Below are 22,840 nucleotides of genomic sequence, written 5' to 3'. Positions count from 1 at the left end.
GAGGTGACCCACATGGATGTGTCAAGAATCGACCGTATCAATGAACTGTACCATAAATCCCAGGCAACCGGCCTGACTGAGGAAGAGAAGGAAGAACAGGCAAGGCTGCGCAGGGAATACATTGCCGCTATCCGCGGCAGCTTAAGGAGCAATCTGAACAATATATCCATACAGGAGGAAGACGGCTCCGTCACGGACCTGGGAAAGAAGCACGGAGGCATTAAGGAAGTCTGAAGGCAGAAGTCCGGCTCAGCCGTAGGAGGGAGAGGAGATTATAATGACGTTAACTGACATGGGCAAGCGCGCCAAAGATGTATCAAGAATACTCAATACCCTGGGCTCCAGGGAAAAGAACATGGGCCTGGAGGAAGCGGCCAGGGCCCTTTTGGATAACGAGGAGGAGATCCTCACAGCCAACAAGGAGGATTGCGACAAGGCGGAAGCCGGTGGGATGAACCAGGGGCTTTTAGACCGTCTGAGGCTGACCCCTGCAAGGGTCCAGGCCATGGCTGACGGCCTTTTGCAGGTGGCATCCCTGGATGACCCGGTGGGAGAGGTGCTTTCCATGAAGCTGCGCCCCAACGGACTGCAGATCGGGCAGAAGCGGGTCCCCCTTGGCGTGATCGGAATGATCTACGAGGCCCGTCCCAACGTGACAGCGGATGCCTTTGGCCTTTGCTTTAAATCGGGCAATGCGGTCATATTAAAAGGCGGCAGTGATGCCCTTTCATCCAACCGGGCCATTGTGGAGGCCTTGCGGACCGGGCTTTCACGGGTGGGGCTTCCCGAGGATTCCCTGCAGCTGATCGAGGATACCAGCCGTGAGACAACAAAGGAACTGATGCGCCTGAACCGCTATATTGATGTGCTCATACCAAGGGGCGGCGCGGGGCTTATACGCGCTGTGGTGGAGAACAGCACCATCCCGGTGATAGAGACCGGAACAGGAAACTGCCATGTGTATGTGGATGAGACTGCTGATCTCCAGATGGCCCTGGATATCATATTTAATGCCAAGACCCAGAGGATCGGTGTGTGCAATGCCTGTGAATCCCTTCTGGTCCACAGAAAGATTGCAGAGAGATTCCTGCCCATGCTGAAGAAACGCCTGGATGAAAAAAAGGTGGAGATCCGCGGGGATGAGGATGCCTGCGCCATGGTCCCCGGCTTTGTTCCCGCCACGGAGGAGGATTGGGGAAGGGAGTACCTGGATTATATCCTGTCCCTTAAAATCGTGGATTCCGTGGATGAGGCCATCAGCCATATCAATACGTATAACACAGGCCATTCCGAGTCCATTGTGACCTCTGATTATTTTAATGCCCAGAAATTTTTAAATGAGGTGGATGCCGCGGCGGTGTATGTCAATGCGTCCACACGTTTTACGGACGGCAATGAGTTTGGCTTTGGCGCCGAGATCGGCATCAGTACGCAGAAGCTTCACGCCAGAGGCCCTATGGGGTTAAAGGAACTGACCACCACCAAGTATATTATTTACGGAGACGGTCAGATCCGCTGATTCAGGTAAAACCATAGAAAAGAGGAAATTGTATGCCCATAGACGAGATAGAGGAGACGGAAGAAAACAAGAGGGAAAAAAAGGGGAGGAGCCGCAGACAGCCGGAGGAAGAACCCTTTAGCTGGAAAAAGGAGATCATCAGCTGGATCCAGATCATTGTGGCAGCCGTGGTGATCGCCCTGTTCCTCAACAATGTCATCATTGCCAACAGCCGGGTTCCCACCGGTTCCATGGAGAATACCATCATGTCCCACAGCCGCGTGATCGGTTCCAGGCTGGCGTATATTAACAGTGAGCCGGAACGGGGGGACGTGGTGATCTTTAAGTTTCCGGACAACAGGGAGGTCTACTATGTAAAACGCGTCATCGGGCTGCCGGGAGAGACGGTAAATGTTGTGGACGGCAAGGTGTACATCAACGATTCCCAGACCCCCCTGGATGAACCGTACCTGCCAGAGCCGATGGAGGGATCCTATGGTCCTTACACGGTGCCGGAGGGCTGTTATTTTATGATGGGGGACAACAGGAACAATTCCCTGGATGCCAGGTTCTGGAAAAACCAGTTTGTACCAAAGAAAGACATAATGGCAAAGGTATTGTTCTGCTATTATCCAAAAATCGGAAAAGTGGAGTAGACGACAGGATGAATATCATCATATCACCTGCCAAGAAGATGAATGTCAGGGAGGATGAGCTGGACTCAGCAGGTCTTCCCTGTTTTCTTTCAAAGGCAGAAATATTAAAAGAATACGTAAGAAATCTGAGCCGTGAGGAGGCCAGGAACATGTGGGCGTGCAATGAAAGGATTGCTGCCCTTAACTACGAGCGGTTCAGGAACATGGACCTTACCAGCCGCCTTACTCCGGCCCTATTGTCCTATGAGGGGATCCAGTACCAGTATATGGCTCCCGGGGTATTTGAGCAAAAGAGCTGGGATTATGTGCAGTCCCATCTGCGGATCCTTTCCGGCTTTTACGGAATCCTGCGCCCTCTGGACGGAATCGTGCCCTACCGCCTGGAGATGCAGGCAAAGGTAATGCTTTCGCCAAAGGAGGAGGGACAGAAAGGGATTACCAGTCTGTATGAATACTGGGGAGACCTGCTGTACAGAGAACTGGTAAAAGAGGACAGGACCATTATAAACCTTGCATCCAAAGAGTACAGCAAGGCCATAGAACCCTATCTGACGCCGGATATTACATACATCACCTGCGTGTTTGGAAGCCTGGAGCATGATAAACAGGGAAATGCCAAAGTAAAGGTAAAGGCCACGGAAGCCAAGATGGCCCGCGGGGAGATGGTCCGGTTCATGGCGGAGAACGCAGTTGAGGAGCCGGATGGGGTCAAGGCATTTGACCGGCTGGGATACCGCTGCAGCGAAATGCTTTCAGGAGAACGGGAATACGTGTTCCTGAAGCAGTAAGGAATCCGGATGGGAGAAAAGGATGAACGTTCATATTTTATCGGCAACTCCTCTGTTTCAGGGGATTAAGGACAGGGAGATAGAGAGTGTGCTGAAATGTCTTTCGGCCGAGGAAAAAAGCTTTCAAAAGGACGCGTATATATACAGGGCAGGGGATATCACAGGCCGGCTGGGAGTTGTGATGGAGGGTTCTGTGAACATCATAAAAGATGATGTATGGGGGAACCGCAAGATCATTGAGAACATCAGCCAGGGGCAGATCTTTGCCGAGACCTATGCATGTCTTAAAGGAGAGGCGCTGATGGTGGATGTACAGGCTTCGGAGCCTGCCAAAGTGCTGTTCATGGATGTGAACAGGATCCTGACCACCTGTCCTTCTGCCTGTGATTTCCACACCCGCCTGATCCGCAGCCTGATGTATGTGCTGGCCCGCAAGAACCTGATGCTCACCAGGAAGATGGATATCATAACCCCCAAATCCTTAAGGGAGAGGGTCCTGGTGTACCTGTCCCAGGAGGCGGCAAAGCAGGGCAGCCACAGGGTCACTGTGCCCTTTAACAGACAGCAGATGGCAGATTATCTTTCCGTGGACAGAAGCGCCCTGTCCGGTGAACTGTCCAGGATGAAGCGGTGCGGACTGATCGATTATGAGAAAAACCAGTTTACGATCCACTGCCGGGAATGACCGGCGCGGATCCATTTTCCTATACGTTAAGATGTAAACATGCCGGAGGCCTGGACGTTCCCGTTCAGTGCAGCCGGTTTTTTGTCCGCTTTTTATCCAATTTGTAAATACCAGGAATTACCACTTGAAAAAGAACATATGTTCTTATATATTAAAAACAACAGGAGGTGAGAGCGGTGGCTGCATTGAACATACCCATACAGCTGTTTGGGGCCTGCAGTACCCTGGGGGATATGACGCCGTTGTGGTTCCGGTATGAGAATGAAGAACATGGGATCATCACAGTTAAGATTGAGGAGGTGGTATCCTCCAGGGAGGAAAAGTACTGTGGTATGGACTATATCAGCTTTATCTGCTGGGCGGCGGCTGAAGGCCAGAGAAAGCTCATTGAGCTGAGATACCGGGTATCCACCCACAAGTGGTCATTTTTCCAGACCCTGACATAGGAACCGGGAGAGTCCGAGAGTACACGAGTTTTAAACGGAGGAAAGGATGAAAACAGAAGGAGAGATAGAAGAAATATGGTATCATGTGGATGTGAACAGTGCGTTCCTCAGCTGGACTGCGGCCCACGAGATCCATATCAAAGGAAGCGGCCTGGATCTTCGTACCATTCCCTCCGCGATCGGAGGGAATGAAAAGGAGAGGCATGGGATTGTGCTGGCAAAATCAGGACCTGCTAAAAAGTACGGAGTCAGTACAGGGGAATCCCTTTATGAGGCAAGGCGCAAGTGTCCGGAGCTGGTGATCCTGCCCCCTGATTATGAACTGTATGTGGAATGTTCCAAGGCCCTGATCAGGCTTCTGAGACAGTATTCCCCTTATGTGCACCAATACAGCATTGATGAGGCATTCTGCCTTATGAAGGGAACCATGCCCCTGTGGGGGAATCCAGTGGTTTTCGCGCACCAGCTCCGGGAGGAGATCCGAAACACCCTGGGTTTTACGGTCAATATCGGGGTGTCCGACCATAAGCTGCTGGCTAAGATGGCATCGGAATTTCAAAAACCCGACAGGGTGCACACCCTGTTCCGGGAGGAGATACAGAAAAAGATGTGGCCCCTGCCCATCGGCGATTTGTTCTGGGTGGGACGGGCCACCAGACAAAAGCTGATAAGCCTGGGGATCAGGACTATTGGGGAGCTGGCTGTCTCCGACCCGGAGCTGATCATCCGGCATTTAAAAAAACACGGGGAATTTATCTGGAATTATGCCAATGGACGGGACACCTCACCTTTTCTCAAAGAACTTCCGGAAAACAAGGGGTACGGCAACTCCATGACCGTTCCCTCGGATGTGACGGATGCAGCCGCCGCCCGTCAGGTCATTCTTTCACTGACCGAGACCGTGTGCGCCAGGCTGAGGGCGGATGGGATGAAGGCGGCCTGTGTGGCCATATCCATCACTGACCGGGATTTTATCCACTGTTCCCGGCAGACCACCCTGATCTCAGCCACGGACACCACCCTTGAGATCTACCGTGCGGCCTGCCGGGTATTTGACAGCTTGTGGAACCGTTCACCCATCCGCCAGATGGGGGTGCACACCAGCCGGGTCACCCGCCACAGCGGATATCAGTACAATATGTTTGACATGAACAGCTATGAGAAATATTCCAGGCTGGACGCTGCCATTGACGAGATCAGGGAAAGATACGGGGAGGACTCCGTTATGCGGGCCGCGTTCTTAAACCAGGCTCTGCCACACATGGGGGGCGGGATCGACAAGGCAAAGAGGACCGGAATGACAAAGGCATTACGGTCCTGTGATATGTAAGGTCCCTACTCTTCAATATCCCCGTCTTTCCACCGCTGACGGTATTCCCTGGGCGTCATTCCCGTTTTTTTCTTAAAAACCTTGGTAAAATAATTGGCATCGGAAAATCCGGTTTCCTGTGCCACTTTTGAAATGGATTTTGAGGTGGTGCGGATCAGAAAGCAGGCCGCGGATACGCGGCGCTCCTGGATATAGTCCGTGATATTTTTACCTGTCACATTTTTGTAGGTGGTGCTTAAGTAAGCGGAGCTCATAAAAACATGCTGGGCAATGCCCTTTAGGGGAAGAGGAGAGCAGATGTTCTGGTTAATATAGTTTTCCACCTTTTTGATGACTTCGTGGTATTCCAGGGAAAAGACCTTTTCCTCCAGAAGACGGCTGCGGATCATTCCGGCGATCAGCTTTATCCCATCCACTGCTTCGGCTCCGATGAGAGGCTGGGAATAATATTTTTTATAAAGGGTATCCGGCTCTGCTTCACATAACAAAGCCAGCTTTCTGGCATATTCCTTTTCCAGCCCGGCCTTTTTGGTGCGAAACTGCCCAATGATCAGAAATCCCACATAGGTGTTGTCAATGTATACCGGACATGCGACCTCGATCAGACCGGCATGGCAGTGGTACGCATATGCATTCTTCTGCCGGGCGCATTGTTCATCGGCCTGCTGGTCGCAATGGGTACAGAACGCGTTGGTCACAGGGCTGCGCTCCATCATGTAGCAGAAGGGAAGGTTTCGTTTCGAGGCTCCAAACCACTGTTTGGATTCTGTTGCATAAAAAAGCACAGGTGTTTTTAATAGTTTGGATATTGGATTTAAAATAGAAACCATTTTTGCGGTATTGATATGGACCTTACATGCCTGCACGAAAATCCCCCTCCTGAGATGCCAATATTAATTCTAATTATTGTACCACATGAAAGTGCGAAAAAATAGTAAATTTTTTTGCTCATCATAAATGGAAGAATAAAGGGGAAAATATGAAATATAACGCGGAAAAGACACTTTTCCAGTATTATAAATGGTAATTTATTTTGGGAAATTTATGTGTCTACCCACTGCGAAAAAATAAATATATAAATTTATTTCCCACATGGGACAGGAACGGGCACCTTTGACAGAAATAAATTACTATTTTTAATGTATTTATCCTCAGCCTGAATTTACGATTTGCAGATGCCGTTATAAATTGCTACAATATTGAGTGTTTTTGTTTTTAGTTTACAACAAAGGAGGATGGGATATTATGTTAAAAAGATCAATGGCAGCCCTTTTGGCCGCAGCCATGGTGATGTCTTCACTGGCCGGATGCTCCGGTTCAGGAAACAGTGCGGATCCGGCAGGCAGCGCGGATTCTGGAAAGGAGACGGCATCCCAGGCAGTGCCGGAAGGAACAGAGAGTGGATCAGATGAAGTAGTACTGACCATGTGGTATTGGAAGAACAGCATAAGGGAAGATCTGATCGCGCAGGTATCGGAGCAGTTCCCGGGAGTTACCATCAAGGCGGAGCTGTTCTCTGCCGATGATATAGAGGAGAAGATCAACACCACCATTGCAAGCGGCGGGGAACTGCCGGACCTGCTTCCAATGGATGACTGGATCGCCAATCTTCTCCAGTATCCGGATATGTTTGTGAACCTTTATGACGCCCCCTGCAATGCAAAGGAAATTGAAGACCAGTATGTGGAGTGGAAATGGAAACGTGCAGAGACTGTTGACGGAAAGCTGATCGCCCTTCCCATGGATATCGGCCCCACCTGCATGTTCTATAACGCCGGCCTGTTTGAGGCGGCAGGGCTTCCCACGGAGCCGGCTGATGTGGCGGCCGCCATGTCCACCTGGGAGGATGCATATGCGGCAGCCGAGAAGCTGCAGGCGGCAACTCCGGATGTGAAGATGTTTGATTTCATGGGCCATCTGTTTGTGGCTGCATTGGGACAGCAGTCTCAGCACATGATCGATGAACAGGGGAATTTCATAGCCGACCAGGATCATATCAGGGAGGCGTTCATGACAGCGGTGGAAGGAAAGCCGTATGTGTACGGCGGTGACACCGAGTGGTCCTCCGAGTGGGCGGCATCCCTGAACAACGGGGACGTGGCTGCATTTGTGGGAGCCGTGTGGATGAAACCGGAGCTCCAGGACGCGGCGCCGGATACGGCAGGCCAGTGGAGAGTGACCACCGCGCCGGGAGGAGCCGGAAATGTAGGCGGTTCCTCCATTGGGATTACAAAAGATTGTAAAAATGTGGAAACAGCATACAAGGTTCTGACCTGGATGACCAACACGGAGAATCAGGTGAAATCCCTGGAACAGCTGGGTCTGTTCCCGTCCCTGATCTCGGCCCTGGATGATCCGGCCCTGATGTATGAGGAGGAGTTTTTCGGGAATCAGGTGGTAAATGAGTACTTTATTAAGGCCGCCAAGGAGATCAGCGACTATTATTATCCTCCGAATTACAGTTCCTACCAGTCCGCCTTTGAGCAGCAGCTTTTACTGGTCCAGGACCAGGATAAGGATCCTGAAGAGGCATTGGCAGATGCGGTAAAAGAGGCAAAGGAGATTTACGATCTGGAATACATGAAATAAACTGCTGGTATGGGCCGCTTTTAAAGTGGCCCATTATTGGGTTTTGCCCCAGGTTATAAGCTGACCTGCAAACGGGCAGGCCATGGAGGAAAACAATCAATGAAAAAAAGGAAGAAACCACAGGGAGGCCCGCCCGGGGACAGGGTACGGGGATTACTCCACGACATCTATAAAAACAGGATGATATACCTGCTGATCAGCCCTTTCTTTTTGATCTATGCAATATTCTGGATCTTTCCTATTTTCTATTCTTTTTTTCTTTCATTCCACAAATGGGGAGGAGTGGGAGAGAAAAAGTTTGTAGGACTTTTTTATTTCCAGCATCTTTTACAGGACAGCACCTTCCTGCTGTCCATTAAAAATACGCTGATCATATGGGTGCTGTCCACCATTCCCATGGTCATCCTGGCTGTTGTCCTGGCCTTTTTGCTGAACGGCGCGTTTTTAAAGGGAAAGAATTTTTTCCGTACCGTATACTACCTTCCCAACATCACCTCAACGGTGGCGATCGCCATTGTATTCGCCAACATATTCGGCAATAAATATGGAATCCTGAACTTTTTGATCAGCCGCCTGGGATTTGACCCGGTGCAGTGGATGTCCCTGACCTGGGGCGTGCACGTGGCCATTGCGGCCATTGTCATATGGAGGTGGACCGGCTATAACGCCATTATCCTGCTGGCCGGACTGCAGAAGATACCCAGCTCTCTGTATGAGGCTGCCAGCCTGGACGGGGCATCCACCTTCCAGATCTTCCGGTATATCACGGTGCCGCTGCTGAATCCGGTGATCCAGTTTGTGGTGATCACCTCCACCATTGGAGGATGGCAGCTGTTTGCGGAAGCCCAGATGTTAGTGGGCACGGCGGGAGGGATCGGCAAGAGCGGTATGACCGTGGTCCTTTACCTGTACAACCAGGCATTCGGCAACCGTCAGTTTGGCTACGGTTCAGCTATTTCCTGGGCTCTGGTTGTGATCATCGGCTTCTGTTCCCTGATCAACTGGATGATTACCAGGCGGGAGGTGGATTAACATGAAAATGAATAAAGTGGTATCCGGCATTCTTTTATACGGATTCATCGGCCTGGGAGCCGTCATATCCCTGTTCCCCTTTTACTGGCTGGCGGTCATGGCCACCAACAGTTCCGCGGCATTCATGCGGTTTCCTCCGGTCATGGTCTTTGGCGGGCAGTTCATGACCAATATGACGAATCTTTTAAATTCCATCCAGTTTGGAAGGGCCATGTTCAACACATTTGTTGTGGCCGTATGCAAGACCGTGGGAGGCGTGTTTTTCTGTTCCCTGGCATCCTTTTATTTTGCAAAGTTTCAATTTCCCGGAAGGAGATTTTTATTTGCACTGTGTCTGGTGACCATGATGATACCGCCCCAGCTCAACCTGATCCCACAGCTGATCATCATGAACAAGCTGGGCTGGCTCTCCACCTTTAAGGCGCTGATCCTTCCCGGACTGATCCCGGCATTCGGCATCTTCTGGATGAACCAGTACTGTACCGGGTCCATACATGATGACCTGATCAACTCCGCCAGGATCGATGGGTGCGGCACCTTTGGCCTGTTCCTGCACGTGGGGCTGCCCATTATGATACCGGGCTGCGCGTTCTTATGTATCTATATATTCATGGACAGCTGGAACGATTACCTGTGGCCGCTGATCGTGACCAATGATTCCAGCAGAAATACTCTTCAGGTGGCCCTGGCACAGCTGCAGGGAGCTTACAACAGTACGGATTACGGTATGGTCATGTGCGGCGTGCTTCTGGCCACCCTGCCGCTGTTTATCATATTCCTGCTGTTCAGCCGGCAGTTTACGGCGGATATCACGGCGGGGGCAATTAAATCATAGCAGTTTATAAAATGTAAAGTGAGGGAAGATAGAATGCAGAAATACTGCAATTTAAACCTGGGATGGAGATTCAAAAAGGGTTTTAAGGAAGAATACATAACAGGCGGTAAGGATGAAGAAGGCCAGCTGGTCAATGTACCCCATACGGTGAAGGAGATTCCCTATGACTGTTTTGATCAGACCATGACCTGCATGATATCCACATATATCCGCAGCTTCAGCCTTCCGGGGCTGGAGGGAAAACGCGCCCTGGTTTCATTTGAGGGAGTCTCCGCCTGCTACGATCTATATATCAATGGACGCAGGGCGGGCAGCCATAAGGGGGCGTACTCCATGGCGCTGTTTGATATTACGGAGTATGTAAAACCGGGGGAGAACAGGATGGTCCTTCGGGTGGACTCCCATGAGAGAGAGGATATACCGCCCAATGGTTCCACTGTGGATTTCCTGATCTACGGCGGGATATACAGGGATGTTACCCTGTATATCCAGGAGGAAACATATCTGAAGCAGGTATTATTCCGCTACACCCTGGATCATGACCATGCGGTGATGGAACCGGAGCTTCTGATCAAAAGCCATGGCCATGAGCGGGAACTGTGGGCCGTGGCGTCCCTCCGTAAGGACGGAACCCTGGTGTGGGAAAAGCGGCAGCGGATATGGGCTGCGCTGGATAACGGAAGCATTTTACTGGAACCCGGTGATGTGGGGACGGTAAAGCTGTGGCAGCCGGATGACCCGCAGCTTTATGAGGCCAGTGTTACATTACAGGATGAGGATGGACGGCAGGTGGACGGATTCCGGGCGCGGATCGGATTTCGGACCATCCGTGTGGAGCCGGATGGATTTTACCTGAACGGAGAACGGATCAAGCTGATGGGGCTGAACCGCCACCAGTCTTATCCCTATGTGGGATATGCCATGGGAAGGCGGGCCCAGGAAAAGGATGCCTGGCTGCTGAAAAAATTCATGGGCCTTAACATGGTGCGCTGTTCCCACTATATGCAGTCCAGGTATTTCCTGGACCGGTGCGATGAATTGGGGCTTATGGTTTTTGAGGAAATTCCCGGCTGGGGCTATGTGGGTGACGAGGAATTTAAAAAGGTGGTATTCCAGGATCTGGAAAATATGGTGCTGGGACACTATAACCATCCCGGCATTGTGATATGGGGGACGCGTCTGAACGAGACAACGGATCATGACGAGCTGTACCGGGAGACCAACCGGCGCTGCAAGGCCATGGACCCTTCCAGGCCGACCACCGGGGTGCGCTGGGAAACAGGCAGCCATTTGATCGAGGATATATACAGTTATAATGATTACAGCGAGGACGACCAGGGAGAGCATATGCTGCTGAGCGCCCACCAGGCCACGGGCAGTACAAAACGGGTGCCTTATCTGGTGAGCGAGCATACGGGGGCGGTCCTTCCCACTAAGCCCTTTGACTCGGAAGAACGGCAGGAAGAGTTTGCAATCCGCCATGCAAGGGCCATGAGCAAGATCATGACTTCAGACCAATACCTGGGAGGTCTTGGGTGGTGTATGTTTGACTACAACACCCATAATGACCACAATTCCCTTAATAAGATCTGTTACCATGGGGTACTGGATATGTTCCGCGTGCCCAAGTGGGCGGCATGGCTGTATGCAAGCCAGAAATCCCCCAAGGAGGAGGCGGTCCTGGTTCCCTGTTCCATGGTGGGAAGGGGAGAGCGCTGTGAGCCGGTCCCCTTTTATGTGCTGACAAACTGCGACTATATTGAGGTAACCCTGTCCAATGATATAACAAGGACCTATTATCCCAGTGTTAAATTTCCGGGCCTTGCCCATCCTCCGGTGCTGGTGACTGAGAACGGCGAGTTCTGGCAGCACAGATGGACCGGGGCCAGGATCGTGGGCTATGTGGGAGATGAGGCAGTGGCGGAGAGACGGTACTCCGACAACCCAAGGCTGGCCAGGCTGATGGTCGAGGTGGATGACGCGGTCCTCTATAACGACCAGGTGGATGAGACCCGGGTGGTCTGCACTTTTGCGGATGAGTACGGAAACCGGCTGTATCATCATCCCCAGGTGGTCAGTGTGTCTGTGGAAGGTGACATTGAGCTGATCGGTCCGCCCCTGATCCCGTCCCTGGGAGGATGCGCGGCTTTCTGGGTCCGGACCCGTGCCGGCGGGACGCAGGGAACAGCCTGCATCCATATCCATACCCCCAGGCCGGAGATCGATGATCAGACCGTGACCATACGGCTGGAACGGGAAGATGAGAAAAGCTTTTAAAAACCCGGATTGACTTCTATGGTATTTTAATATAAAATTCATACTGTTAATAATTATAATTGGCTGGACCATGCGGTCCAGCCTGCTTGCGTGTTACACCATATGGAAAACGGCTGTTTTCCATATGTATACAGGAAGAAACAGTGAGGAGCAGATTGATGGAAGAATCCAGAACTACAATAAAAGACAAAGACATAATGCCCCCGGACATGGAGCCGGAACGCCAGCAGTACTTTATGGAACGGGCCAGATCACAGGTGGGAGAGCTTTCGGACCGTCTGGGACGGCCCCTGACCTGCTGCATCAACACCTTTGGGTGCCAGATGAATGCCAGGGATTCGGAGAAGCTTTTGGGGATCCTGGAAACCATAGGGTACAAGGCCGTGGAATCGGAGGAGGCTGATTTTGTCCTCTACAATACATGTACGGTGCGTGAAAATGCAAACCTGCGGGTCTACGGGCGTCTGGGACAGCTGGGAGCCTACAAGAAAAAACATCCCCAGATGATGATCGCCCTGTGCGGCTGCATGATGCAGGAAAAGGAAGTGGTGGACAAGATAAAGAAGAGCTACCGCTACGTGGACCTGATCTTTGGAACCCACAATATATTTAAGCTGGCAGAGCTGGTGTCCGTCTGTCTGGACAGCCGCAAAAAGGAAGATGAGAGCCGGAGGGGAGGCTCCGGCAAAGCCCACAAGCACCAAATGGTTGTGGATGTGTGGGAGGACACGGACCAGATCGTGGAGGATCTGCCGGTGGAGCGAAAATATCCTTTTAAATCCGGCGTCAATATCATGTTTGGCTGCAATAATTTCTGCAGCTACTGCATTGTTCCCTATGTTCGGGGGCGGGAACGCAGCAGGAAGCCGGAGGAGATCGTAAAGGAGATCAGTAAAATGGCTTCCGAGGGCGTGGTGGAAGTCATGCTTTTGGGACAGAATGTAAACTCCTACGGCAAGAATCTGGACACGCCCATGACATTTGCACAGCTTTTAAGGGAAGTGGAGCAGATCGAGGGCATCCGCAGGATCCGATTCATGACCTCCCATCCCAAGGACCTGTCAGAGGAGCTGATCCAGGTCATGGCGCAGTCGGATAAGATCTGCCGCCATCTGCACCTGCCTTTGCAGTCGGGAAGCAGCAGGATCCTTAAGAAAATGAACCGTGTCTACACAAAGGAGCAGTTTGTTGAACTGGCCGGCCGGATCAAGAAAGCGGTTCCAGGCATTTCCCTGACAACAGATATCATAGTGGGGTTCCCGGGAGAGACGGAGGAGGATTTCCAGGAAACCCTGGATGTGGTGCGCCGGGTGGAGTTTGACAGCGCATTTACCTTTATCTACTCCAAACGGACCGGAACCCCGGCAGCGTCCATGGAGGATCAGATCCCCCATGAGGAGATTAAAGACCGCTTTGACCGCCTGCTTAAGGAGGTGCAGGATATTTCCGCCAGGATGTGCAGCAGGGATGTCCATACCGTGCAGGAGGTGCTGGTGGAGGAGGTCAATGACCACTCCCCGGATCTGGTCACAGGACGGCTGTCCAACAACACGGTGGTGCATTTCCCCGGGGACTCGTCCCTCATAGGACAGCTGGTACCCGTATATCTGGAAGAGAGCAAAGGATTTTATTACATGGGAAAAAGAATGTAGGTGATACACCGTCAACCTGCATCCAACGATACGAGAGAAGAGAGGACATAATTTTGGTACAGTCACAATTATCACCCATGATGCAGCATTACGTAGAGACTAAAAAAGAATATCCGGACTGCATCCTGTTTTACCGTCTGGGGGATTTCTATGAGATGTTTTTCGAGGACGCCCTGACGGTTTCAAAGGAGCTGGAGATCACCCTGACCGGAAAAGACTGCGGCCTTGATGAGCGCGCTCCCATGTGCGGCGTGCCCTATCATGCAGTGGAGTCTTACCTGTACCGTCTGGTCCAGAAGGGATATAAGGTGGCCATAGCGGAACAGGTGGAGGATCCCAAGCTTGCAAAGGGGCTTGTGAAGCGGGAAGTGATCCGCGTGGTTACCCCCGGGACCATCACCAGTGTGCAGGCCCTGGATGAGACTAAGAACAACTATCTCATGGGAATCGTCTGCATGGACGGCATTTACGGCATTTCCACTGCGGACATCACCACCGGGGACTTTATGGTAACCGAAGTGGATTCGGACCGGGAGCTGTTTGATGAGATCAACAAGTTTTCCCCTTCCGAGATCATCTGTAACAATGCTTTTTATATGTCCGGCGTGGATCTGGAAGAGCTTAAGAACCGCTATCATGTGGTCATATCAGCGTTGGACAGCCGATTCTTCGGTGATGAGTCCTGCCGCAGGGTGCTGCGGGAGCATTTCCGTGTGGGTCATTTAAGCGGTCTGGGACTCACCGATTACGGTACGGGGATCATTGCGGCAGGGGCAGTGATGCAGTATATGTATGAAACCCAGAAAAATACCCTGGAACACATTACCACCATCACCCCCTATTCCACCGGGCAGTTTATGGTCATTGACACCTCTACCAGGAGAAACCTGGAGCTGGTGGAGACTATGCGGGAAAAGCAGAAGCGGGGAACCCTGCTCTGGGTCCTGGACAAGACCAAGACAGCCATGGGGGCGCGCCTTCTGAGAAGTTACATTGAACAGCCCCTGATCCATAAGGACGAGATCATGAAACGGCAGGAAGCAGTGGAAGAGCTGAATATGAATTATATTTCCCGGGAGGAGATCTGCGAGTACCTCAATCCCATCTATGATCTGGAACGCCTGATCGGGCGTATCAGTTATAAGACGGCCAACCCAAGGGATCTGATTGCATTTAAAAGTTCCCTGGAAATGCTTCCACACATCAAGCGGATCCTGGGAGAGTTTACCGGAGAACTGTTAAGAAGCCTGGCAGAGGAACTGGACAGCCTCCAGGATATTTATGAGCTGATCGGGGAGGCGATCCTGGAGGATCCGCCTGTAACGGTCCGCGAGGGCGGCATCATCAAGGACGGCTATAACGAGGAGGCGGACAAGCTGCGCCAGGCCAAGACAGAGGGCAAGAACTGGCTGGCAGAGCTGGAGTCAAAGGAAAAGGAAAAAACAGGGATCAAGACCCTGAAGGTAAAATTCAACAAGGTGTTCGGCTACTATTTTGAGGTTACCAATTCCTTTAAGGACCAGGTGCCGGATTACTTTGTGCGCAAGCAGACACTGACCAATGCGGAGCGTTTTACCACAGATGAGCTAAAGCATCTGGAGGACATTATCATGGGAGCCGAGGACAAGCTGGTCTCCCTGGAATATGACCTGTTCTGTCAGGTGAGGGACAGCATTGCGGCCCAGGTGGTCCGCATCCAGAAGACGGCAAAGGCCATTGCGGGAGTGGATGTGTTCTGCTCCCTGTCCGTGGTGAGCACGCGCCGGAATTATGTAAAGCCCATGATCAACGAGAAGGGCGTGATCCAGATCAAAAACGGCCGCCATCCCGTGGTGGAGCAGATGATGCGGGATGACCTGTTTGTGGCCAACGATACCTTCCTGGACAATGGCAAGAACCGTCTGTCCGTTATCACAGGCCCTAACATGGCGGGTAAATCCACCTATATGCGCCAGGTGGCCCTGATCGTGCTCATGGCCCAGCTGGGCAGCTTTGTGCCTGCCCAGGAGGCGGACATCGGAATCTGCGACAGGATCTTTACCAGGGTGGGCGCCTCCGATGACCTGGCCAGCGGGCAAAGCACCTTTATGGTGGAAATGACCGAGGTGGCCAATATCCTGCGCAATGCCACAAGGAACAGCCTGCTGGTCCTGGACGAGATCGGAAGGGGAACCAGCACCTTTGACGGCCTGTCCATTGCGTGGGCTGTGATCGAACACATCAGCAGTACAAAGCTTCTGGGAGCCAAGACACTGTTCGCAACCCATTACCATGAGCTTACGGAGCTGGAGGGCACCATTGCGGGGGTGAAAAACTACTGTATTGCGGTGAAGGAGCAGGGGGATGATATCGTGTTCCTGCGAAAGATCGTCCGGGGCGGGGCTGATAAAAGCTACGGCATCCAGGTGGCCAAACTGGCAGGTGTACCTGATTCAGTCATTGCCAGGGCCAAGGAGATCGCAGAGGAACTCAGCGATGCCGACATCACGGCCAGGGCCAAGGAGATCGCGGAGATCAGCTCCAACATTACCCAGCACAAGGCGGTTCCCAAGCCAGACGAGGTGGATATGCAGCAGCTCACCTTCTTTGATACGGTAAAGGATGACGACATTGTCAGGGAGCTGGACTGCCTGGAACTGTCCACCATGACGCCCATTGATGCCCTGAACACCTTGTACCGGCTCCAGACGAAACTGAAGAACCGGTGGAAAGATAACTAAATAAAAGGATAATAGGAGAAAAGATGAATTTCCATATATTGACATTGTTTCCGGATATGGTCATGGACGGGCTTGGAACCAGCATTACGGGCCGGGCCATGGACAGCGGGGCCATATCGGTGGAGGCCATTGATATCAGGGCCTATTCCAGGGATAAACACAGGCATGTGGATGATGCGCCTTACGGAGGCGGGGCCGGTATGGTGATGCAGCCCGGGCCTGTGTGCGAGGCATATGAAGACCTTTGCGCGCGGACCGGTAAAAAACCCAGGGTCCTCTACATGACGCCCCAGGGCAGGGTATTCAACCAGTCCATTGCCGAGGAACTGGCAAAGGAGGAGGACCTGGTGTTCCTGTGCGGTCACTATGAGGGCATTGACGAGAGGGCGCTGGAGCTGATCGTCACGGATCATCTCTCTGTGGGGGACTTTGTGCTCACGGGCGGAGAGCTTCCTGCCATGGTAATGATAGACTGTATCTCCAGGCTGGTGCCGGGCGTGCTGAACAATGAGGTGTCAGCAGAGGAGGAGTCCTTTCACGACAATCTGCTGGAATATCCGCAGTACACCAGGCCGGAGGTGTTCCGGGGCATGGCTGTTCCCGAAGTGCTCTTAAGCGGACATCACAAGAATATTGAAGAGTGGCGCAGGCAGCAGTCCATCAAACGCACCCTGGAGCGCCGCCCGGACCTGCTTGCCGGAGCCAGACTGACCCTAAAGGAGCACAAATATCTGGATTCCCTGGGGCAGGGAGAGGGCGGCATCGGGCAGCTGGAGGAGATCCTGGAAAGCTATGCGGAGTCCGCGGGAAGCGGGGAGGCAGCTCCCCGGATCAAACGCCGGGCCATGGCGGCGGCAAAGAAGCTGCTGGCTTCCGGGGAATGCACCCTGGAGGATGTGAAAAGCTTTTATAAAGTGTGCAGTTTAAAGATCAAATGGCTGAAACACAAATGATATCCGGTTATAAAATCCAGTACAACGCAAGCACGGCGTTGACAGAATCCTCAGAATATTGTACAATTTCATGAAAATACGCAAACGAAACAGGAGTTGATAATTTTGGACCTATCTGGTGACACGATCGCCATACGCTTAATTGTTATCATTATTTTACTGGGGCTCTCCGCCTTTTTCTCATCTTCGGAGACAGCCCTGACCACGGTTAATAAGATCCGCATCAGGAACCTGGCAGAGTCGGGCAATCAATCTGCCGTGTGGGTCATGAAGCTGGGGGAAGATCAGGGCAAGATGCTCAGTGCCATACTGATCGGCAACAACGTGGTCAACCTTTCCGCATCCTCCATGCTGACCGTACTGGCCACGGAGGTGTTCGGAAGCAGGGCGGCCGGTGCGGCCACAGGAATCCTGACCCTTTTGATCCTGATCTTTGGTGAGATCACCCCCAAGACCATCGCCACCCTGGAGGCGGAGAAGAATGCCCTCAGGTTCGGTCATGTGATCTATATCCTGATGGTCCTTCTCACACCGGTGATCGCAGCGGTGAACTGGATGTCCTTTGGCGTACTGAAGCTCCTCAACGTGGATCCCAACAAGCGGGGAGATGACATGACGGAGGACGAGCTGCGCACCATAGTGGAGGTGGGCCATGAAAAGGGCGTCATTGAGTCGGAAGAAAAAGAAATGATAAACAATGTGTTTGATCTGGGCGATTCTGTGGCCAAGGATATTATGGTTCCCAGGATTGATATGACGTTCATCAATGTGAATGCAGGCTTTGACGAGCTGCTGGAGGTGTTCCGCCAGGAGCGCTACACCCGCCTGCCCGTATACGAGGAGACCACGGACAACGTGGTGGGCATTATCAATATCAAGGACATGCTGCTGATCGAGGACAGGAAGCATTTTTCCATAGGCGACCATCTGCGGCAGCCTCTTTATACCTTTGAATCCAAAAAATTGTCCGAACTCATGGTGGAGATGAGGGGAACCTCCAACAACATTGTCATTGTCCTGGATGAGTACGGCGCAACGGCCGGCCTGATCACCCTGGAGGATATTCTGGAGGAGATCGTAGGGGACATCAGGGATGAGTATGATGAGGATGAGGAGGATGAGCTGGTTGCCCTGGGGGAGGACCAGTATCTGGTGGAAGGAGCCATGAAGCTGGATGACCTAAACCACAAGCTGGGATTGGAGCTGGCCTCTGAGGATTATGATTCCGTGGGAGGTCTGATCATTGACAAGCTGGAGCACCTTCCCGCCCAGGGAGAGGAAGTGGAGTGTGACGGAGTGCGCCTGGTGGTGGAGCAGGTGGATAAAAACCGCATTGACAAAATTCATCTTTACCTCCATTCCCACAGCGAAAAAGAAGAAGATTGATCGATAAAAAGCTTGCATTTTGGGACAATATATGATAGAATCAGACGTTGTGACAAGAAATAGATGGTCCTCTGTTACTGAAAGGCAGTGAATTTGATTTACCGCACATGGTATTAAGAACATCCAATAGATGAAGGAGGTTCACACGATGAACGACATTATTAAGAACATTGAAGCAGCTCAGCTGAAAGAAACCGTACCCGCATTCTGCGTTGGCGATACCGTAAAGGTATACAACAAGATCAAAGAGGGTAACCGCGAGAGAATCCAGATTTTCGAGGGAACTGTTATTAAGAGACAGAACGGCGGAGCAAGAGAGACATTTACCGTAAGGAAGAATTCCAATGGTATCGGCGTTGAGAAAACCTGGCCATTACATTCTCCCAGCGTTGACAACGTAGAAGTTGTTCGTAAGGGTAAAGTAAGACGTGCTAAGCTGAACTACTTAAGAGACAGGGTTGGTAAGGCTGCCAAGGTTAAAGAATCAGTTAAATAATCAGGTAGTTGAAACGGGAACAAGGGACAATGAAAATTGTCCCTTTCTTATTCTTTTGCAGCGCTGGCAACAGTGGGAGAAATGGGTGTGGTCCATGGAGTTTTATGTAAATGAAGATACGGCCTGGCTGCGCCGGATTGTGCACTGGGTTGTAAATGTGGTGATCGTGCTGGCCCTTGCCTGGTTTCTGGTATATGGCTTTTGTGCCCAGGTCCTTGTGTCGGGCAATTCCATGCAGCCGGTGCTGGCAGCCGATGACGTGGTGCTGGTAAACCGCCTTGCCTATGACGTGGGAAAGCCGGAACGGTTTGATATCGTGGTCTTTGAACGTGAGGACCGGAAAAAGAATGTAAAGCGGGTCATCGGGCTTCCGGGGGAGACCGTACAGATAAAGGGCGGCTATGTATTTATTGACAGTGAGCTGCTGGAGGCCCCGGACGGACTGGAGCAGGTCTCCCTGGCCGGCCGTGCCGACACGCCGATCCAGCTGGAGGAGGACGAATACTTCCTGTTGGGCGATAACCGGGACAGCAGTGAGGACAGCCGCTTTTCCAACATTGGAAATGTAAAAAGAGAGCAGATACAGGGTAAGGTCTGGTTCCGCATCTATCCCTTACTCAAACTGGATCTGATCCGTTCAAAATAGAAGCTATAACCAAAAGCAGGAGACATATAGGAACAGGAAGCATATAAGAACAGGAGTTATGAAGGTATGAATATACAATGGTATCCCGGTCATATGACCAAGGCCAAACGGGCCATGAAAGAGGATATAAAGCTGATTGACCTGGTGATCGAACTGGTGGATGCCAGAGTGCCCCTTTCCAGCCGTAATCCGGACATTGACAGTCTGGCGGCAGGCAAGGCAAGGATGGTGCTTCTTAACAAATCAGACCTGGCGGATGAGCGCCTGAACGCCCAGTGGGCAGCCTGGTTTGAGGCAAAGGGCATTCATGTGGTAAAGATCGATGCCAGGAATAAGGGAACCTTAAAGCAGGTGCAGGGCGTGGTGCAGCAGGCATGCAGGGACAAGATCGAGCGCGACAGGAAGCGGGGCATCTTAAACCGCCCCATCCGTACCATGGTGGTGGGGATCCCCAATGTGGGCAAATCCACATTCATCAATTCCTTTGCAGGCAAGGCATGTGCCAAAACAGGCAACAAGCCCGGTGTGACAAAGGGAAATCAGTGGATCCGCCTGAACAAGACCCTGGAGCTTTTGGACACCCCGGGTATCCTCTGGCCTAGATTTGATGACCAGAGCGTGGGGCTTAAGCTGGCTCTCATCGGCTCCATCAATGACCAGATCCTTAACAAGGATGAACTGGCCGGACAGTGTATCCGCATATTGAAGGAGCAGTATCCCGGAACCCTTTTAAAACGGTTTGACCTGGAGACAGAGGATAAGGAGCCGGCCGCCATCCTGGAGGACATTGCAAGAGCGCGCTCATGCCTGATGAAGGGCGGGGAGCTGGATGTGGCAAGGGCATCAGCCCTTTTACTGGATGATTTCCGGGCAGGGAAACTGGGGCGTGTAACCCTGGAACAGCCCGGGGAATAAGGAGAGGATAACTGTGGCTGCAAGAGTACTAAAGGGAGAGAGACTGGAGAAGGAACTGGCCAGGCTGGAAGCCATGACCCAGTATGAAAAAGAATATGAAGCTTATGCCTATGTATGCGGCATTGACGAGGCGGGAAGAGGGCCGCTGGCAGGTCCGGTGGCGGCAGGCGCGGTGATCCTCCCAAAGGACTGCCGGATCCTGTACCTGAACGATTCCAAAAAGCTTTCTGAAAAGCGGAGGGAGGAGTTGTTTGAGGAGATCAAGGAAAAGGCGGCAGCCTGGAGCGTGGGGATTGTGTCCCCTGCCAGGATCGATGAGATCAATATCCTACAGGCCACCTATGAAGCCATGAGGGATGCTGTGGGCCGGCTTGGCGTAACACCGGATGTGCTTCTCAATGACGCGGTCACCATACCGGGCCTTCCTATGAAGCAGGTGCCCATCATAAAAGGGGATGCAAAAAGTCTTTCCATCGCAGCTGCCAGCGTCCTGGCCAAGGTTACAAGGGACCATATGATGGCGGAATACGAGGAAATGTTCCCAGGCTACGGGTTTGCAAAGCACAAGGGCTACGGGACCGCGGCCCATATCCAGGCGATCAGGGAACTGGGACCATGTCCCATTCACAGAAGATCATTTATCAGGAATTTTGTGGAGCAGGAAGATGAATAAACGGGAAGTAGGCAGCTGCTATGAAGAACTGGCAGCTGTTTATTTACAGAAAAAAGGATACCGCGTCCTGGAGCGGAATTACCGCTGCAGACAGGGGGAGGTGGACCTGATCTGTACCCAGGGCCCCTGCCTGGTATTCGTGGAAGTCAAGTACCGGACAGACGGTCGCATGGGCGGTCCTCTTGAGGCAGTGGATAAGAGAAAGCAGAGGCGTATCCGCCAGGCTGCCGCCCATTATATGTACAGCCACGGTTTTGCTGAGGATTGTGCCTGCCGATTTGATGTGGTGGGGATCCTGGGAGAACGGGTCGAGCTGGTCCAGGATGCATTTTAGATATGCTTTGTAAGGAGATAATCGATGGCGATCAAATGGAACTATAAAAACAGCAATGATATATTTATTACCTGTGAGCAGGGCGGTGTGCCCTTTCTTTCTTTTAAGGCATTGGAGCACACCAAAATGGTCATGAATGGGTTCTCCACCCGTCTGGGGGGTGCCAGCAAAGGAAAATTTGCCACCATGAACTTTTCCTACAGCAGAAAGGACGATCCCTCCCATGTCCTGGAGAATTTCACAAGAATGGCCGATGCCCTGGAGGTGGAGCGGGACAGGATGGTTGTCTCTTATCAGACACATACCGTAAATGTGCGCAGGGTGACGGAGGAAGACGAGGGGAAAGGCGTTATACGGGAACGGGACTACAGGGATGTGGACGGCCTGATCACCAATATACCGGGCATCACCCTGGTGACCTTTTACGCGGATTGTGTGCCTTTATATCTGGTGGACACAAGAAACCGCGCCATTGGCCTCAGCCACTCCGGGTGGAGGGGCACTGTAAAGAGGATGGGCCGGGTCACCATTGACGCCATGAAGGAGGCATACGGAACAAGGGCTGAAGATCTGGTGGTCTGCATTGGTCCCAGCATCTGCCGGGAATGCTTTGAAGTGGGTGAGGAGGTGGTGGCGGAGTTTAAGGCTGCCTTTGGCAAAACACATTGGCAGGATCTCTTTTGCTTTAACGGAAAACCGGGCAAATACCAGATGGATCTGTGGAAGGCCAATGAGATCATTTTCAGGGAAGCCGGTGTTCCAAAGGAACAAATACATACCACCAATATCTGCACCATGTGCAACAGCGACTATCTGTTTTCCCACCGCAGGGTGGGAGAGGAGCGGGGAAACCTGGCCGCCTTTTTGTGCCTCCGGTGATCCGTTGAGGTCCATTGTGTGCGGGCTGCCGTTCAGGAGCGGCCATACCG

General features: G+C 52.1%; 22 protein-coding genes. 21 read left to right on the top strand and 1 reads right to left on the bottom strand.

Annotated elements, in window-relative coordinates; all coding sequences use genetic code 11:
- Window positions 1–12 precede the first annotated feature (12 nt).
- The 7 genes from ABID13_RS07755 to ABID13_RS07725 all read left to right on the top strand — a co-directional run bounded on the left by ABID13_RS07755 (window position 13) and on the right by ABID13_RS07725 (window position 5,403).
- A complete protein-coding gene (locus ABID13_RS07755) occupies window positions 13–234 on the top strand; it encodes a DUF896 domain-containing protein (protein WP_007864167.1) in 222 nt (73 codons plus the stop codon).
- Window positions 235–277: 43 nt separating this feature from the next.
- On the top strand, window positions 278–1,519 hold the full coding sequence (locus ABID13_RS07750; RefSeq protein WP_007864169.1) for a glutamate-5-semialdehyde dehydrogenase: 1,242 nt from the start codon (window positions 278–280) through the stop codon (window positions 1,517–1,519).
- A 32-nt stretch (window positions 1,520–1,551) separates the two neighbouring features.
- Window positions 1,552–2,154 carry a signal peptidase I gene (gene lepB / locus ABID13_RS07745; RefSeq protein ID WP_045093866.1) on the top strand — a complete coding sequence of 201 codons (603 nt, stop codon included), beginning with the start codon at window positions 1,552–1,554 and terminating at the stop codon, window positions 2,152–2,154.
- An 8-nt stretch (window positions 2,155–2,162) separates the two neighbouring features.
- Window positions 2,163–2,942, top strand: a complete 780-nt coding sequence (yaaA, locus tag ABID13_RS07740; RefSeq protein ID WP_007864175.1) for a peroxide stress protein YaaA — start codon at window positions 2,163–2,165, stop codon at window positions 2,940–2,942.
- A gap of 22 nt (window positions 2,943–2,964) precedes the next feature.
- Window positions 2,965–3,627: a Crp/Fnr family transcriptional regulator gene (locus tag ABID13_RS07735; protein WP_007864178.1), complete on the top strand. Its 663-nt coding sequence runs from the start codon at window positions 2,965–2,967 to the stop codon at window positions 3,625–3,627.
- 176 nt (window positions 3,628–3,803) lie between these two features.
- Entirely contained in the window at window positions 3,804–4,073 is a 270-nt protein-coding gene (locus ABID13_RS07730) for a hypothetical protein (protein WP_007864179.1), read from the top strand.
- 46 nt (window positions 4,074–4,119) lie between these two features.
- Window positions 4,120–5,403, top strand: a complete 1,284-nt coding sequence (locus ABID13_RS07725) for a DNA polymerase Y family protein (protein ID WP_083424634.1) — start codon at window positions 4,120–4,122, stop codon at window positions 5,401–5,403.
- A gap of 5 nt (window positions 5,404–5,408) precedes the next feature.
- On the opposite strand, the gene ABID13_RS07720 is transcribed toward ABID13_RS07725, so the two are convergent.
- A complete protein-coding gene (locus ABID13_RS07720) occupies window positions 5,409–6,269 on the bottom strand; it encodes a PocR ligand-binding domain-containing protein (protein ID WP_048930523.1) in 861 nt (286 codons plus the stop codon).
- 379 nt (window positions 6,270–6,648) lie between these two features.
- Here ABID13_RS07720 and ABID13_RS07715 point away from each other — a divergent pair, with 379 nt between their 5' ends.
- The 14 genes from ABID13_RS07715 (at window position 6,649) to pgeF (ending at window position 22,790) form a co-directional block, all read left to right on the top strand.
- Window positions 6,649–7,992 (top strand): extracellular solute-binding protein, encoded by a 1,344-nt coding sequence (locus ABID13_RS07715; RefSeq protein ID WP_048930522.1) that lies wholly within the window; start codon window positions 6,649–6,651, stop codon window positions 7,990–7,992.
- 99 nt (window positions 7,993–8,091) lie between these two features.
- Window positions 8,092–9,024 (top strand): carbohydrate ABC transporter permease, encoded by a 933-nt coding sequence (locus ABID13_RS07710; protein WP_007864187.1) that lies wholly within the window; start codon window positions 8,092–8,094, stop codon window positions 9,022–9,024.
- A 1-nt stretch (window position 9,025) separates the two neighbouring features.
- Complete coding sequence (locus ABID13_RS07705) at window positions 9,026–9,859, top strand: carbohydrate ABC transporter permease (protein WP_007864189.1); 834 nt, start codon at window positions 9,026–9,028, stop codon at window positions 9,857–9,859.
- 33 nt (window positions 9,860–9,892) lie between these two features.
- Window positions 9,893–12,136, top strand: a complete 2,244-nt coding sequence (locus tag ABID13_RS07700) for a glycoside hydrolase family 2 protein (RefSeq protein WP_048930521.1) — start codon at window positions 9,893–9,895, stop codon at window positions 12,134–12,136.
- A gap of 158 nt (window positions 12,137–12,294) precedes the next feature.
- Window positions 12,295–13,788 (top strand): tRNA (N6-isopentenyl adenosine(37)-C2)-methylthiotransferase MiaB, encoded by a 1,494-nt coding sequence (miaB, locus tag ABID13_RS07695; protein WP_007864191.1) that lies wholly within the window; start codon window positions 12,295–12,297, stop codon window positions 13,786–13,788.
- Window positions 13,789–13,865: 77 nt separating this feature from the next.
- The gene (gene mutS / locus ABID13_RS07690) at window positions 13,866–16,508 is read left to right on the top strand and encodes a DNA mismatch repair protein MutS (RefSeq protein WP_040416735.1); all 2,643 of its coding nucleotides are present in this window, start codon (window positions 13,866–13,868) and stop codon (window positions 16,506–16,508) included.
- A gap of 23 nt (window positions 16,509–16,531) precedes the next feature.
- Window positions 16,532–17,461 carry a tRNA (guanosine(37)-N1)-methyltransferase TrmD gene (gene trmD / locus ABID13_RS07685; RefSeq protein WP_007864193.1) on the top strand — a complete coding sequence of 310 codons (930 nt, stop codon included), beginning with the start codon at window positions 16,532–16,534 and terminating at the stop codon, window positions 17,459–17,461.
- Between the two features lie 105 nt (window positions 17,462–17,566).
- The gene (locus tag ABID13_RS07680) at window positions 17,567–18,847 is read left to right on the top strand and encodes an HlyC/CorC family transporter (RefSeq protein WP_045091342.1); all 1,281 of its coding nucleotides are present in this window, start codon (window positions 17,567–17,569) and stop codon (window positions 18,845–18,847) included.
- Window positions 18,848–18,995: 148 nt separating this feature from the next.
- Window positions 18,996–19,343 carry a 50S ribosomal protein L19 gene (gene rplS, locus ABID13_RS07675; protein ID WP_007864195.1) on the top strand — a complete coding sequence of 116 codons (348 nt, stop codon included), beginning with the start codon at window positions 18,996–18,998 and terminating at the stop codon, window positions 19,341–19,343.
- 94 nt (window positions 19,344–19,437) lie between these two features.
- On the top strand, window positions 19,438–19,989 hold the full coding sequence (gene lepB / locus ABID13_RS07670; protein ID WP_048930520.1) for a signal peptidase I: 552 nt from the start codon (window positions 19,438–19,440) through the stop codon (window positions 19,987–19,989).
- Window positions 19,990–20,055: 66 nt separating this feature from the next.
- Window positions 20,056–20,904, top strand: coding sequence for a ribosome biogenesis GTPase YlqF (gene ylqF / locus ABID13_RS07665; RefSeq protein ID WP_048930519.1), 849 nt, complete (start codon window positions 20,056–20,058; stop codon window positions 20,902–20,904).
- A 13-nt stretch (window positions 20,905–20,917) separates the two neighbouring features.
- Window positions 20,918–21,577, top strand: a complete 660-nt coding sequence (gene rnhB, locus ABID13_RS07660; RefSeq protein WP_045091341.1) for a ribonuclease HII — start codon at window positions 20,918–20,920, stop codon at window positions 21,575–21,577.
- On the top strand, window positions 21,570–21,911 hold the full coding sequence (locus ABID13_RS07655; RefSeq protein ID WP_007864213.1) for a YraN family protein: 342 nt from the start codon (window positions 21,570–21,572) through the stop codon (window positions 21,909–21,911). The genes rnhB and ABID13_RS07655 overlap by 8 nt, the downstream gene beginning before the upstream one ends.
- Before the next feature lie 24 nt (window positions 21,912–21,935).
- Entirely contained in the window at window positions 21,936–22,790 is an 855-nt protein-coding gene (gene pgeF / locus ABID13_RS07650) for a peptidoglycan editing factor PgeF (RefSeq protein WP_048930518.1), read from the top strand.
- Window positions 22,791–22,840: the final 50 nt, after the last annotated feature.

Origin of the sequence: Enterocloster citroniae (assembly GCF_040545455.1) — a bacterium.
Lineage (GTDB): Bacteria > Bacillota > Clostridia > Lachnospirales > Lachnospiraceae > Enterocloster > Enterocloster citroniae.
The sequence above is the reverse complement of the archived record's forward strand: the minus strand, read 5'-3'. Positions and strand labels throughout refer to the sequence as shown.

What these genes read in the sequence shown, in the direction of transcription:
- ABID13_RS07710 (WP_007864187.1), top strand. Translation starts at nt 8,092, where the DNA reads ATGAAAAAAAGGAAGAAACCACAGGGAGGCCCGCCCGGGGACAGGGTA.
- ylqF (WP_048930519.1), top strand. Translation starts at nt 20,056, where the DNA reads ATGAATATACAATGGTATCCCGGTCATATGACCAAGGCCAAACGGGCC.
- pgeF (WP_048930518.1), top strand. Translation starts at nt 21,936, where the DNA reads ATGGCGATCAAATGGAACTATAAAAACAGCAATGATATATTTATTACC.
- ABID13_RS07725 (WP_083424634.1), top strand. Translation starts at nt 4,120, where the DNA reads ATGAAAACAGAAGGAGAGATAGAAGAAATATGGTATCATGTGGATGTG.
- ABID13_RS07705 (WP_007864189.1), top strand. Translation starts at nt 9,026, where the DNA reads ATGAAAATGAATAAAGTGGTATCCGGCATTCTTTTATACGGATTCATC.
- ABID13_RS07655 (WP_007864213.1), top strand. Translation starts at nt 21,570, where the DNA reads ATGAATAAACGGGAAGTAGGCAGCTGCTATGAAGAACTGGCAGCTGTT.
- miaB (WP_007864191.1), top strand. Translation starts at nt 12,295, where the DNA reads ATGGAAGAATCCAGAACTACAATAAAAGACAAAGACATAATGCCCCCG.
- ABID13_RS07750 (WP_007864169.1), top strand. Translation starts at nt 278, where the DNA reads ATGACGTTAACTGACATGGGCAAGCGCGCCAAAGATGTATCAAGAATA.
- ABID13_RS07700 (WP_048930521.1), top strand. Translation starts at nt 9,893, where the DNA reads ATGCAGAAATACTGCAATTTAAACCTGGGATGGAGATTCAAAAAGGGT.
- lepB (WP_045093866.1), top strand. Translation starts at nt 1,552, where the DNA reads ATGCCCATAGACGAGATAGAGGAGACGGAAGAAAACAAGAGGGAAAAA.
- trmD (WP_007864193.1), top strand. Translation starts at nt 16,532, where the DNA reads ATGAATTTCCATATATTGACATTGTTTCCGGATATGGTCATGGACGGG.
- ABID13_RS07735 (WP_007864178.1), top strand. Translation starts at nt 2,965, where the DNA reads ATGAACGTTCATATTTTATCGGCAACTCCTCTGTTTCAGGGGATTAAG.
- mutS (WP_040416735.1), top strand. Translation starts at nt 13,866, where the DNA reads ATGATGCAGCATTACGTAGAGACTAAAAAAGAATATCCGGACTGCATC.
- rplS (WP_007864195.1), top strand. Translation starts at nt 18,996, where the DNA reads ATGAACGACATTATTAAGAACATTGAAGCAGCTCAGCTGAAAGAAACC.
- lepB (WP_048930520.1), top strand. Translation starts at nt 19,438, where the DNA reads ATGGAGTTTTATGTAAATGAAGATACGGCCTGGCTGCGCCGGATTGTG.
- ABID13_RS07755 (WP_007864167.1), top strand. Translation starts at nt 13, where the DNA reads ATGGATGTGTCAAGAATCGACCGTATCAATGAACTGTACCATAAATCC.
- yaaA (WP_007864175.1), top strand. Translation starts at nt 2,163, where the DNA reads ATGAATATCATCATATCACCTGCCAAGAAGATGAATGTCAGGGAGGAT.
- ABID13_RS07715 (WP_048930522.1), top strand. Translation starts at nt 6,649, where the DNA reads ATGTTAAAAAGATCAATGGCAGCCCTTTTGGCCGCAGCCATGGTGATG.